General features: G+C 61.0%; 10 protein-coding genes. 4 read left to right on the top strand and 6 right to left on the bottom strand.

The window, feature by feature from the left end; all coding sequences use genetic code 11:
• Positions 1-211 precede the first annotated feature (211 nt).
• Positions 212-442 (bottom strand): hypothetical protein, encoded by a 231-nt coding sequence (locus tag VHX65_08260; protein HEX3998526.1) that lies wholly within the window; start codon positions 440-442, stop codon positions 212-214.
• Positions 443-756: 314 nt separating this feature from the next.
• Here VHX65_08260 and VHX65_08255 point away from each other — a divergent pair, with 314 nt between their 5' ends.
• From VHX65_08255 to VHX65_08245, 3 genes are all read left to right on the top strand, one after another.
• On the top strand, positions 757-2,229 hold the full coding sequence (locus tag VHX65_08255; protein ID HEX3998525.1) for an aldehyde dehydrogenase family protein: 1,473 nt from the start codon (positions 757-759) through the stop codon (positions 2,227-2,229).
• A gap of 351 nt (positions 2,230-2,580) precedes the next feature.
• The gene (locus VHX65_08250) at positions 2,581-3,327 is read left to right on the top strand and encodes a hypothetical protein (protein HEX3998524.1); all 747 of its coding nucleotides are present in this window, start codon (positions 2,581-2,583) and stop codon (positions 3,325-3,327) included.
• Between the two features lie 343 nt (positions 3,328-3,670).
• Complete coding sequence (locus VHX65_08245; GenBank protein ID HEX3998523.1) at positions 3,671-4,249, top strand: hypothetical protein; 579 nt, start codon at positions 3,671-3,673, stop codon at positions 4,247-4,249.
• Positions 4,250-4,549: 300 nt separating this feature from the next.
• Here VHX65_08245 and VHX65_08240 read toward each other — a convergent pair whose 3' ends face one another.
• Both VHX65_08240 and proB read right to left on the bottom strand, forming a co-directional pair.
• Positions 4,550-5,890: a hemolysin family protein gene (locus VHX65_08240; protein HEX3998522.1), complete on the bottom strand. Its 1,341-nt coding sequence runs from the start codon at positions 5,888-5,890 to the stop codon at positions 4,550-4,552.
• A gap of 145 nt (positions 5,891-6,035) precedes the next feature.
• Positions 6,036-7,190, bottom strand: coding sequence for a glutamate 5-kinase (proB, locus tag VHX65_08235; protein HEX3998521.1), 1,155 nt, complete (start codon positions 7,188-7,190; stop codon positions 6,036-6,038).
• A gap of 312 nt (positions 7,191-7,502) precedes the next feature.
• On the opposite strand from proB, the gene VHX65_08230 reads away from it, so the two are divergent.
• Positions 7,503-9,074, top strand: a complete 1,572-nt coding sequence (locus VHX65_08230; protein ID HEX3998520.1) for an amidophosphoribosyltransferase — start codon at positions 7,503-7,505, stop codon at positions 9,072-9,074.
• A gap of 88 nt (positions 9,075-9,162) precedes the next feature.
• On the opposite strand, the gene VHX65_08225 is transcribed toward VHX65_08230, so the two are convergent.
• From VHX65_08225 to VHX65_08215, 3 genes are all read right to left on the bottom strand, one after another.
• Positions 9,163-10,014, bottom strand: coding sequence for a methyltransferase domain-containing protein (locus VHX65_08225; protein HEX3998519.1), 852 nt, complete (start codon positions 10,012-10,014; stop codon positions 9,163-9,165).
• A gap of 237 nt (positions 10,015-10,251) precedes the next feature.
• Positions 10,252-11,241, bottom strand: a complete 990-nt coding sequence (locus VHX65_08220; GenBank protein ID HEX3998518.1) for an aldo/keto reductase — start codon at positions 11,239-11,241, stop codon at positions 10,252-10,254.
• 181 nt (positions 11,242-11,422) lie between these two features.
• A complete protein-coding gene (locus VHX65_08215; protein HEX3998517.1) occupies positions 11,423-12,295 on the bottom strand; it encodes a dienelactone hydrolase family protein in 873 nt (290 codons plus the stop codon).
• Positions 12,296-12,699: the final 404 nt, after the last annotated feature.

Below are 12,699 nucleotides of genomic sequence, written 5' to 3'. Positions count from 1 at the left end.
AATGGCGACGGATTGCGTTGATCACCGGGACAGGTTTTATGTCTCCTTCGTTATGGCATTTCGTCGGGTAGCGGACCGTGCGGCCAGCGACAATGCCCACGAACATCCGTTCAGATCCCTTTCCGCGGGATTTATCCTCGCTGTTGCCGAATCTCTTCAGAATGGTGCGGAGTTCGCGGTAACGGAGTGGGGTTTTCCGTCCCGTGGGACCTCAAACCAATTCGAGTTGGCGCATCTCGAAGCGTTCGACCGGGCGTTCCGGCCTTCGTGGCGAGTTGCGCGCCGCCCTCATCCAGAACATTTTCCAGAACCCGGGCGGCGCCGGTCGAAAGACTGATTCCAATTCGCCTTCTTTGGCTGCGACGGCCACTTGCAATGTCGCCAGTTCCATCACGTCTTCCATCGCTTTTTCAGGAGTATCGGCATCGGCGACGATATCCAATTCAAGACAATGAGCCAGCCAACCCCCCCTCGCAATACACGACTGCGCTCAGGGGTATGCTCGGGCCACGCTCGCGTTTGGTTATCTTTTTTGTTGCCATTGCTTCCTCTGGGCTCACGACCTCGCGGCAAAGAAATTATAGTGGCGAGCCGGCCGGACTTCGAGAACGCCGCCTTGCCGGGGTGTAGACCGCCGCATTAGAATTCTGGTGCAAGCGGGGAATGTTGCGCCCAAGCGCTATAGCCTTTCGTCTGATCTACTTCGCCGTTCTCGGTTTTTCCGCCGAGCGGCATTTTCACCCCCAGAGGTGACTCATGGCCACGATGACCGAACCGCGCCAACAGCCGAAAATCCATCAAAACCAATGCTTCATCGGCGGCCAATGGCAGCCCGCCGTCAGCGGCAAAACCTTCGAAACCATCAATCCCGCCACCGAAGAAGTCATTACGCAAGTGGCCGAAGGCGATGCGGCCGATATCGATCTCGCCGTGGCCGCCGCCCGAAAGGCGCTCGACAAGGGTCCCTGGGGCCGGATGGATGCCCGCGATCGCGGCCGGTTGATGTACAAATTAGCCGATCTGATTGAAGAGGAAATCGACGAACTGGCCGCGCTCGAATCGCTCGACAACGGCAAGCCGATTCGCGAAGCCCGTGGCGGCGACCTGCCCTTCGTGCTCGACGTGCTCCGCTACTACGCCGGCTATGCCGACAAGATCCACGGCCAGACGATTCCGGTCCGCGGCGAATATTTTTGCTACACCCGCCGCGAGCCGGTCGGCGTCGTCGGCCAGATTATCCCTTGGAATTTCCCGATGCTGATGGTCGCGTGGAAATGGGGCCCGGCATTGGCCGCTGGTTGCACGATCGTGATGAAGCCCGCCGAGCAGACTCCGCTCAGTTGCCTGCGGATGGCTCGGCTTGCGCAGAAGGCCGGCATTCCCGACGGGGTGATCAATGTCGTGCCCGGTTTCGGCCCGACGGCCGGCGGCGCGATCGTCAAACATCCGGGCGTCGATAAGGTGGCGTTCACCGGCGAATACAAGACGGCCCAGATCATCATGCGCGAGGCTTCGCAAACGCTGAAACGGCTTACGTTCGAACTTGGCGGCAAAAGCCCGAACATCGTTTTCGCCGACGCTGATCTCGACGCCGCCGCCGCCGGCTCGCATTTGGGGCTTTATCTCAACCAGGGCCAATGCTGCTGCGCCGGCAGCCGGCTGTTCGTCGAGGAAAAGGCCCACGATAAGCTGGTGGAAAAGATCGTGGCCATGAACAAGAGCCGCAAGCTCGGCGAACCCTTGGATCCCGAAACCGAGCAGGGCCCGCAGGTCGACAAAGCCCAGTTCGACAAGATCATGCACTACATCGACGTGGGCAAGAAAGAAGGGGCGAAGTGTTTGAGCGGCGGGCAACGGTTTGGCGAGCGCGGGTTCTTCATCGAGCCGACGCTGTTTGACAACGTCAACGACGATATGAAAATCGCCCAGGACGAGATTTTCGGCCCGGTGCTTTCGGTGCTCAAATTCAAGAACTTCGACGAGATTGTCGAGCGGGCGAACAACACATTTTACGGTCTCGCCGCCGCCGTTTGGACGCGCGACGTCGGCAAGGCCCATCGCCTGGCGGCCAAGATCAAGGCCGGCACGGTGTGGGTCAACTGCTACGACGCTTTTGATGCGGCGGCCCCCTTCGGCGGCTTCAAGATGTCCGGCATGGGCCGCGAACTCGGCGAACGCGGCCTGGAAGCCTACACCGAAACCAAAACCGTGGTGGTGAGCACAACGTAGCTCAGGCTTTCCAGCCGGGCCTGATCGTATCGCGGCAATACCGGCCGAAAGCGGTTCGCGGGAGAGGGCGACGGGTTTGAAAAGCGGAGTTTATTTTTCGGCCGAGCTAAATAACATTCTCATTAGGGCGGTTTCAAACCGCGGTCTCTTTGCCGCGCAGCCGCCCTGACCGCTGAATTCCAACCGTTGGAGTTCACGCTGCAGCGTGTCGACTCCTCCCAGCCGCGCGCTTTCTCGGCAATTTGCTCGCCGATCTGTAACAAATGCGCCAGCCCGACGCTTTTGCTAGATACAGGGCGAACGAGTGATTCGCCCGGAAATGAAAATTCTGCATCGAAAGGGTGGTGTGCCATGTCCCGTGTTTCAATGATCGCGACAGCTTTGATCGTCGGCCTGCTGGCCGGCAGCGCCGCCAGCGCCCATGCCAACAGCAAGCAGAAGAACGAACACAAGCAGAAGACTCAGGCCCACAAAACCGTCGGCCTGAGCCCGGTTGATTTCCCCCGCAAGGCTCACGGCGACAAGGACCACGGCGACAAGGATTGCAGAGACCACGACCACCACGGCCGGGATCAATGCAACGATCGCTGCGGCAAAGACCATGGCGGTAAAGACCACAGCGGCAAGCACCACTGCGGCAACAACCAATGCAACGGCAACGATTCGTGCAAAAACGGCTCGAAGCCGCCAAAGGAATACATGGGCGGCTCGATCTATAGCCCACCGGGCACGCCGGGCAATCCGGTCATGCCGAGCAAGCCCACGCTTCCCACGACCCCGATCAAATACTACGGCCTTAAGAACGGTGCTCTTGCCAGTTCGCTGTTTAACCAGCACACTGGCCCCACGCCCCCGCGCGGGAGGCCAGGACAAGGCGGCACGCCAAGCCAAGGCTCGATTCCGAATATCGGCACCGGCTGGTCCGGCTTGGCGGGGGGCTATGCCATGATGGGCATGGAACTCGGTGGCGCGGCACGCAGCATCGGCTACATCGGCAAGACCGTCGGCTCGACAGCCGTCCAAGTTGCCGAAGGGATGTATACGGGAGTCAGCGGTCTGGTCGGCGAAGCCGGCTCGATCCTCGGCGACATCCTTTGAACGGAAGAGGCAGCGGTCACACCACAAACGGCCGGGAGGTCCAAAGGGCCTCCCGGCCGTTATTTGCGGTTCGATCGAAGGTGTACAAAGGGCTCTTCCCGGATCAGGGAATAAAACGACCGCGGAATCCATCCAATCCGCGAATCCGTCCAGCAGTTTGTCAAATCGTGAGAAACTGAACGACTTTTCTTGCGTCCCGATGACCCCGATTGGAAGAATGGGATAGGCTGGGATCGATGCATCGTCGAACGCATCCCGCCGATCAGCGGCGGCCAGCGCGGTCCGTGGAGGTGTTTGCGTGTCTGTTTTTGCGTTTCGAGTATCCCCCACAAGGAGAACGAAAATGCGACGACTTGTGTTTCTGACCGCCGCCAGTGCGATTCTCGCAATGGCCGCGGGGTTATCATCCGCTCATGCCGCCGAGGGCGAAGGCCACGGCGGGCACGGGCCGGTGCGGAATGGTGGTGAAGGTGTTCACGCAGGTCCGACGAAGTCGGCAGAACACATGGAAACGCACAAAGGTCCCTGGGTGCCGCCCAAGGAGATTCCCCATGAAGGAGGCGTAAGCATCTTCGGCGGCAAGGAACACAATCCCGGCGATTGGCGATACCGTTACGAGCATGGCGAATGGTGGTACTGGACGCCGAATAACCATTGGAACTATTACGACAACGGAGCTTGGCAAGACTACGCGGCCGACGGTGCCGCCGTGACGGTGCCAGTTCCATCCGATCCCAACTACTACTGGTACAAAAACCAATGGTGGTATTTGCGGGGCGATCACTGGTCGTATTACGATCACGATCATTGGCACGAGGGCGCCCCGGGAATGGGCCCCCCGCGCCGCGAAGGCGTCATTCACGGCGAGATAAAAAACGAGCACCCGCCGCGCGTCGATGAGCATGAGGGGAAGAAGAAATAGCGCGGTCGAGCCGAATTGAATCGGGGCGCAGCTGGCATTCGCAACGAATCGCCAGCTGCGCCCCTTTGTACTGCGAAGGTGCGAATTCTTGGCAAGGCGCCGAAGCCGCTCAATCGTAGCAGGCACACTCCGTGTGCCGTCGGCGCTCCGTGGGCCGCCACGCACAGCGCAGGGCAGACGGCACACGGAGTGTGCCTACTACTTTGGTTGCGGCCAAAGGCCGCGCTGTGTTCAAATGCGCTCTCTGGAGCGCGCAGTTTCGGTCGCCGCCGCCGTGCCACCGGCAACCGGAGTCGCATCTCACGTTCTCGTTCCGTTTTCGGCGGCGTGGCCGGCGGGCAGCCGCGTCACCAGAATTCGATCGATGCGTTGGCCTTGCATCGCGAGCACTTCCAGGCGCAGGCCGGCCCATTCGGTGGCGTCGCCGACGACGGGGATGCGGCCGAGGCCGTCCAGCACCAGGCCCGACACGGTGCTGAAGCCACGTGGTTCCTGGCCATCGACATCGCGAATATCGAGCCGCTCGATCAAATCGGCAACGCTCAACATGCCATCGACGAGCCAACTGTTTTCATCGCGCTGTACGAAGAGATCGACTTTTTCGCGGCGATGCTCGTCCCGAATTTCGCCGACCAATTCCTCGAGCACGTCTTCGAGCGTCACCATCCCCTCCGTGCCGCCGAATTCGTCGAGCACGATCGCCAATTGATTGTGCTGCTCTTGAAACAACTCCAATAGCCGATCGAGCGGCAGCGATTCGGGCACGAACAGCGCCGGATGCAAAAGCTTTCGCAATTGGATCGGGCGGCCGAGATATTGTTGCAAAAACAAATCCTTGATGTGCACGAAGCCGATAATGTGGTCCAGATCGCGCTCGTAAACCGGCAACCGGGAAAAGCCGGCCATCGCCATCGCGCCGTTGACTTCCGACACCGGCGTGTCGGCATCGAGGGCATCGAGATCGATGCGCGGCCGCATGATTTCGCGAACCGAGCGATCGCCGAGCCGCAGCGCCTCGACGGCCACTTTCATCTCGACCGATTCGACCACGCCTTCGGCTTTGCCGGTGTCGATCATGTGTTCGATGTCGTCGACCGATACGGTCGGCCCTTGCCGCGTTTCCGAGTTCACAAGCGTCAGCAGTGCGTTGGTCGCCGAACTCATCAGCCACACCGCGGGGCCGGCCAATCGCGACAGCCGTTCCATCCACGGGGCGACGAAGCGGGCAAATTGCTCGGCGCGGTGCAGCGCGAGCCGCTTGGGAACCAACTCGCCCAAGATCAGCGTAGCCACGGTGATCGCCAAGCCGACGACGACGAGCGCCGCGATATGGGCATGGAGCGCCACGAGCGGAACGGGAAGCGTGGCCAGCCACTGGGCCAATTCGCCGACGAGATTCGCTCCGCCGAACTCGGCCGTGAAGGTGCCGATCAACGTGACGCCGATTTGACCTGTGGCCAGAAATCGGCTCGGATCGCGAATCAATTCGAGCGCCGTTGCCGCCCGTTTATCTCCCTCCTCCGCGCGCTGCTGGAGCCGGCCGCGGCGTGCGGCGACGATCGCCATTTCGGCCGCGCTGAAAAATCCATTGGCCAGGATCAGCACCAGGATGATCAGGATTTCGCCGACGTAGGCAGGCATGAGGAAGGGGGCTAGGGGCTAGGGGCGAGGGGCGAGGACAAAGAGAGCGACGCGGCCTTTGGAATCTCCGCCGAGCCGCTCACCGTGCGACCGTTGACGTTCGTGTTCACGCTCCACCGCAGTTTGGGCAACGTTGCTTCGTCTCCTAGCCCCTCGTCCCTCGCCCCTCGCCCCTTGCGAGATGGTCGCGGTGGATCACCTCATCGTGGGGGCAGTGGCCGAGAGCGGTGGCGATTTGGTCGGTCTTGAGCCCCTTGATGCGGGCGATTTCTTCGGAGGCGTAGTTCGACAAGCCGCGGGCAAACTCTTGGCCTCGAATGTCGTCGAGCGCCACCACATCTCCTTTGCGAAACGTACCATCTACGCCGATGATTCCGATCGCCAGTAAGCTGCGGCCTTGATGCTCGATGGCCCGCCGGGCCCCGTCGTCCACGGTCAATCGGCCACGCGGCTGGGCCGTCAGGCCGAGCCAGCGTTTCCAGGATGAAACCGATTCGCCTTGGGCGACGAACAGCGTTCCCACCGGTTCGCCGGCCAAGATTCGTGCGAGCGTGCCGGGTTGCTTGCCGCTGGCGATGACGACGTTTTCGCCGGCGCTGACCGCCATGCTGGCCGCTTTGAGCTTGCTGGCCATGCCGCCCTTGCTCAACCCCGTGGCCCGATCATGCACCAGGGCCCAAATCGATTCGTCGAGCCGCGTTACGGTCGGGATCACATTGGAGCGATCGCTCGGTTCGCCGTCGTACAGCCCCTCGACGTCCGACAGAAGCACCAACAGCGGAGCGCGGATCAGGTTTGTAACCATCGCAGCCAGCCGGTCGTTGTCGCCAAAGGTGGTTTGAAGCTCTTCGACGCTGACGGTGTCGTTTTCATTGATGACTGGCACTGCTCCGAATTCGAGCAGCGCCAACAACGTATTGCGGATATTGAGATAGCGTGTGCGGTTGTCGAGATCGTCGGCGATCAGCAGCACTTGGGCCGCATGATGCCCGTGCAGGCGGAGATTGCGGTCGTAGGCTTCGACCAGGGCGCTTTGGCCGACGGCGGCCACGGCCTGTAGCTGGGCCAGATCGGTCGGGCGGCGTTTGATGCCGAGCCGTCCCATGCCGGCCCCGACCGCGCCGGAACTGACGAGCGCCACTTTTCGACCCGACGCGACGACATGGTGCAACTCCTCCGCCAGCGCAGCGACGCGCTCTTGATCCAAGAGCCCATCGGCGCCGGTGAGGATTCGCGTGCCGACTTTCACGACGAGCGTGTGAGCGGCAGTGGCGATTTCTTGTCGCAATAGGTCGGTCATGGTTTCCTGCGATGGAGTGCGCGACGGCGCTAAAAACGCCCAGGGAAGCCCGGAAAAGTTTTTTGCAATTGGGAGACGCTGTGCGGGCCTTCCCTGGGCTTGCCGCGACGGTTAAGCGCGGAGCGGTTAAGCGCTGGCGCTAGAATAGGATAGCGTTCACGAGCGTGGACCAAAACCCTTGGCGGAAACCCGCGATGTCCCGTGCGTTGTGATTCGAGCCCGATCCGCGTAGAATGACATTGCCGGATCAATCGGTCGACTTGCGTCTATTTCCCTGCGCCTGAGTTGAAAACCTCGCTACGAGTTTTCGGCATGAGCGATTTGCACCATGAATGCGGCATCGCGGCGGTTTATCATCTTCCGGGCCGGGAAATCAGCCCGCTTTGCCCCGAGCAGGGGCCGGAAGAAGTGTCGCGGCTTGTGCCGCGAATGCTCCTCGACATCCAAAATCGAGGTCAGCTTTCGGCCGGAATGACATCGTTCAACCCCAACCGCAACCAATTGCTCAGCACCTACAAGGATGTGGGGAGCGTCAGCGAAACGTTTCGGATGAACCATGCCGGCAAATATGAAAGCCTGATGAAAGACCATTCGGGCCGGGCCGCCATCGGCCATGTCCGTTATGCCACTTGCGGAGCCGAAGATCTCAACTATGCCCAGCCGTTCGAGCGGCAGCACTTGCAAAAGCACAAGTGGTTCAGCTTCGGTTTCAACGGCCAATTGGCAAATTATCAGGAGCTGCGCAAGGAGGTGCTCGCCGACGACGACAATCACCTTTCCCGCGACAACGATACCGAAATCATCCTGCACTGCATCAGCCAGGAGCTCTCGGGCGACCGCCGGCCGGCAATGGTCGACGTCATGCGAAACATCAGCCAGCGGTTCGACGGGGCTTACAACCTCGTGATCCTGAATGCCCTCGGCGATCTGGTCGTGGCCCGCGATCCGCTCGGCATTCGGCCGCTTTGCTATGCGAAGGAAGGGCCGCTTTTGGCCGCGGCCAGCGAAAGTGTCGCCCTATTGAATCTCGGCTTCGCCAGCGAGAGCATCAAAAGCTTGCTGCCCGGGCAGGCGATCATCGTCACCGACGGCCGGATGGAGATGCACACGTTTGCCCGCAGCGCACGCCGGGCGCATTGCTTCTTCGAGTGGATTTATTTCGCCAACGTGGCCAGCACGATGGATGGCCGCAGCGTTTATTTATCGCGCAAGCGGCTTGGGGAGGAAATGGCTCGGTTGGAGACGCTCGATATCGACGCCGACACGATCGTCGTTCCGGTGCCCGACACGAGCAAGGCCGCGGCCGACGCGATGGCCTATAAGCTCAAGGTGCCGTCGCTGGAAGGCTTGATTCGCAATCGCTACAGCGGGCGAACGTTTATCGAAGGGGGCGGCAATCGCAAGCGCAAAGCGGAAACGAAATACACGCCGCTCCGCGAAGTGCTCGAAGGCAAGCGAGTCCTGTTGGTCGAAGATTCGATCGTCCGCTCGACCACGATGCGCGTGCTCGTGAAACGAATTCGCGATATGGGGATGGCGCGCGAGATCCATGTGCGGGTCGCCTGTCCGCCGATCATTGCCCCGTGCTTTTACGGGATCGATTTTTCCACGATTGGCGAGTTGTTTGCGCCGCGCTACGTCAATGGCGCAGGGCTGACCGACGAAGTTCAGGCCGAAATGGCGGCTCGCTTGGGCGCGAATTCGCTCCGCTATCTGCCGGTTGAATCGATTTGCCGGGCGATCGGGTTCGACAGCGATCAACTTTGCCAGGCCTGCATCACCGGCAAGTATCCCACGGTTTGCGGCCACGAGCTCTACCAGATCGCGCTGGGAAATGTCGGCGGCGAGCCCGGCGGCCGGACGTATGAGTTGAAGGCGACATGAGCTGCAAGGCTTGAGGCTGTAGGCTACAGGCTACGGACGGGGCGCCAACCGCAGCACGGCGACCCAGCCCTTCACCGGCCGGCCGTATTCATAGCGGAGCACTTCCGCGGTTCGGCTCGCCACCTGCAGCCCGGCCTGTTCCGACTTCGAGCAAGTGGTCTCGATGGTGGGCAAAACGGCCCGAATCGCCGAGCCGAAACGGGAATTCCTCCCCTTGCTCGACCGTGAACCCCAGCACGCCGCCGGGAGCTAAATGCCGGGCCGCGGCGGGAATAACCTGCCGCAGATCGCCGAAGTAGATCAGCGTGTCGCAAGCAGCGACGACGTCGAATCGCGATGATTCGGCCGGTACGCCGGTTTGCGGCCGGGGCCGCTGGTCCGCGAGCCATGCGGTGATTTCAGCTACTTCCAAGTGATCGTAGAGGCGATTCGGATCGCCCGCGTTTATTACCGTCCGCCGGCTGGCCCGCTCGATCATTTCGACCGAGAGATCGATGCCGATAAGCCGGCGCGAACGCGGGCGGAAAAGCTCGCCGAAAAGGCCGGTGCCGCAGCCGAGGTCGAGCACCGTCAAATCCGTTCGCTCGCCGACGGCGGCGACCAAAGCGGCATTCAACAACTCCGGCGCGCGATAATCCAAGTCGCCACGCATGTTGTCGTCGTAGAAATCGGCAAAGTAGCTGTAGAGATACTTGATGTAGTGATCGGGCGCACGGTCCGGCGGTTGCTCATCGCGGAGCGCGACCAACAGATGTTGGATTTCGACGTCGTCGGGATGCGATTGTCGATAACGCTCGTATGCGGCACGAGCTTCGTCGCGGCGGCCTGTGATATGGGCTGGCTCCGCGAGCGCATACCAGCCATCGGGATCGCCGGGCACGAGTTCCGTTGCCCGCCGCTGGCAAACGTATGCCGCCAGAACGCGATCGCTGCGCCGCAACCGCTTCGCAAGCTGGGCCAGCTCCGCCGCGCTGATGGCGCGGCAAGCGATCGGCTCCGCGGTTTCGACCAGCAGTTCGTCGTCGATGGCCTGAGCGATCCACGCCGCGCAGCCGGCCAGTGCGTTGGCGTCGGCATCAGCCCCCGCGTGGCGTCGACGGGCGCCGTCTTAGCTGATGTAACGCGTGGGTGCGAAAAACCGCCGCGCAAAATCGTGAATTCAAGCACGCAGCGAGCCTTAGGAGTGCCCCAGCACGGGATGCGGCCGATACGGCTCGGCGAGTGATTTCAACTCGTCGTCTGAAAGCTTCACGTCGAGCGCTTTCACCGCCTCTTCCAGATGCTGCAATTTGCTCGCGCCGACGATGGGAGCGGTGATTCCCGGTTGGTGCAGCACCCAAGCCAACGCGATCTGAGCGTTCGACACCCCGTGCTTCGACGCCAACTCACTGACCCGATCGACGACGGCAAAATCCGAATCCTGGTAGTAGAGATGATGGGCAAAATCGTCGGTCTTGGCACGCGATGTTTCGCCGTATCCTTTTTCGGCCGCCTTGCGATTGCCGGCCAGAAATCCGCGGGCCAACGGGCTCCAGGGAATGATCCCGATCCCCTCCGATCGGCAGAGCGGAATCATTTCGCGCTCTTCTTCGCGATAAACAAGGTTGTAGTGATTCTGCATCGTGACGAATCGGCTCAGGCTCAGCCGATCAGAGGCATGCAGCATTTCGGAAAACTGCCACGCAAACATCGACGACGCGCCGATGTAGAGCGCCTTGCCCGCCCGAACGACATCATCGAGCGCCGCGAGCGTTTCTTCGATCGGCGTTTCCGGATCGAAGCGATGAATCTGGTAGAGATCGACATAATCCGTTCCCAGCCGCCGCAAGCTATTATCGATTGCATGGCGAAGATGCTTGCGCGACAGGCCGCGCTGATTGGGGTCATCGCCCATCGGGTTGAACACTTTGGTGGCAATGACCACCCGGTCACGCGGGATGCCGAAGGTTTTCAGGGCCCGGCCCAAAATCTCCTCGCTAACGCCGAGCGAATAGACATCGGCCGTGTCGAAAAAGTTGATTCCCAACTCCAAGGCCCGGCGGAAGAATGGTTGGCTGGCTTCTTCTTCCAGCACCCACTCGCGCCACTTCTTGCTGCCATAGGTCATGCAGCCCAGGCAGAGCCGCGAGACCTTCAGGCCAGTCGAACCAAGATTGACCATCTGCATGGCGATCACCGTTGTGTCGAACGAAGTTGATCCACGAACCGCCGCCGGACGCCATGCCCACGGCTTTGCGTGGGCATGTTTTGGTCGACTGCCCGACATTCTACAGGCCCGCGCCGAGGCAGTGGGCGTGGCACCCAGCAATTCGATGTCGGCGTCACGTTTCGACGATTTTCGGCAATTCCTATGCCGACGGGGCCGCGCCGTATTTCTTGAACCATGCCTGCAGGCGCTTCCAGCCATCTTCGGCGGCTTCTTTGTGGTAGCTCGGTCGGTAGTCGGCATTGAAGCCGTGCGGCGCGCCGGGATAAACGACGATCTCGCCAGGCCGATTGGCATCCTGAAGGGCTTTGCGCATCTGCTCGACGTGTTCGGCAGTGATATGCGTATCGGCGCCGCCATAGAGGCCAAGCACTGGCGCTTTCAACTGCGCTGCCAATTCGACCGCCGTTTTGGGATGCAATTCATCCGGCTTGCCCACCAGCGGGCCATACCATGCAACGCCGGCCTTCAGTTTCGGATTGTGGGCCGCATACAGCCAAACGATCCGGCCGCCCCAACAAAAGCCGGTAATGCTTAGCTTGTCGGTGTTTCCTTTGCCGCCCTCTTTGGCCCAACGGACGGTTGCATCGAGATCGGACATCACCTGGGCGTCGGGCACTTTCGACACCACCTTGGACACGATGTCGCCAATCTCCTTGATCTTCGACACATCGCCTTGCCGGGCGAATAGTTCCGGCGCGACGGCCATGTAGCCGAGCTTTGCGAATCGCCGGCAAATATCCTTGATGTGCTCGTGCACGCCGAAGATTTCTTCGACCACGAGCACCACGGGTAACGGCCCCCCAGCCGACGGCATGGCGCGGTAGGCTGGCATTTCGCCACCCGTGGCGGGAATCTTCACCTCGCCGGCTTCCAGGCCGGCCGCACTCGTCGAAATGGTTTCCGCAGATACGGGCTGGATCGCCGCGGCGAATCCGGCGGCCAACGTCGTGACAACAAATCCACGCCGCGTGAAATCGGTTTTCGGCAAAACGCTGTGAGGCTCATCGTGCATGGCTGTTCGTCCTTTCGATCTGTGGTGCAGGCTTTCGTTCGGGCGCGATCAAGCGATTCTCGCCGGGAGGCCTTTCAAAGTCGATGCATGATAGACCCAAGCAATGACTCTGCCAACACTTCGGCCGCGCCGGCCACTTTGTTCTCGCGATTGCATCGATCGCCACATACAGCTGCGGTACGCTCTCGAATTGTTTGAAATATGCGACCATTCCAGGTAAATTACGTTAGGGGGGCAAAACCATCCAAATGGAGGGCCATTTGGGAGGCTTTGCCCCCGCCCCGCCAGGAAAAAACGACGTGCATGCATTCCAATCAGCCGCAGTATCAAGCGCTGAACAAGGTACCGATCCTCCGAGCGACGCGAGCGCCGGCATCTCCGCTCCTACAATGGATCAGGGCCCT

The organism is Pirellulales bacterium (assembly GCA_036267355.1).
Taxonomy (GTDB): domain Bacteria; phylum Planctomycetota; class Planctomycetia; order Pirellulales; family DATAWG01; genus DATAWG01.
This window is presented reverse-complemented; position numbering and strand designations above follow the sequence as displayed.

Excerpts from the sequence above, each read along its gene's own strand:
- VHX65_08230 (HEX3998520.1), top strand. The coding sequence starts at position 7,503 with ATGAGCGATTTGCACCATGAATGCGGCATCGCGGCGGTTTATCATCTT.
- VHX65_08250 (HEX3998524.1), top strand. The coding sequence starts at position 2,581 with ATGTCCCGTGTTTCAATGATCGCGACAGCTTTGATCGTCGGCCTGCTG.
- VHX65_08220 (HEX3998518.1), bottom strand. The coding sequence starts at position 11,241 with ATGCAGATGGTCAATCTTGGTTCGACTGGCCTGAAGGTCTCGCGGCTC.
- VHX65_08245 (HEX3998523.1), top strand. The coding sequence starts at position 3,671 with ATGCGACGACTTGTGTTTCTGACCGCCGCCAGTGCGATTCTCGCAATG.
- VHX65_08240 (HEX3998522.1), bottom strand. The coding sequence starts at position 5,890 with ATGCCTGCCTACGTCGGCGAAATCCTGATCATCCTGGTGCTGATCCTG.
- proB (HEX3998521.1), bottom strand. The coding sequence starts at position 7,190 with ATGACCGACCTATTGCGACAAGAAATCGCCACTGCCGCTCACACGCTC.
- VHX65_08215 (HEX3998517.1), bottom strand. The coding sequence starts at position 12,295 with ATGCACGATGAGCCTCACAGCGTTTTGCCGAAAACCGATTTCACGCGG.
- VHX65_08255 (HEX3998525.1), top strand. The coding sequence starts at position 757 with ATGGCCACGATGACCGAACCGCGCCAACAGCCGAAAATCCATCAAAAC.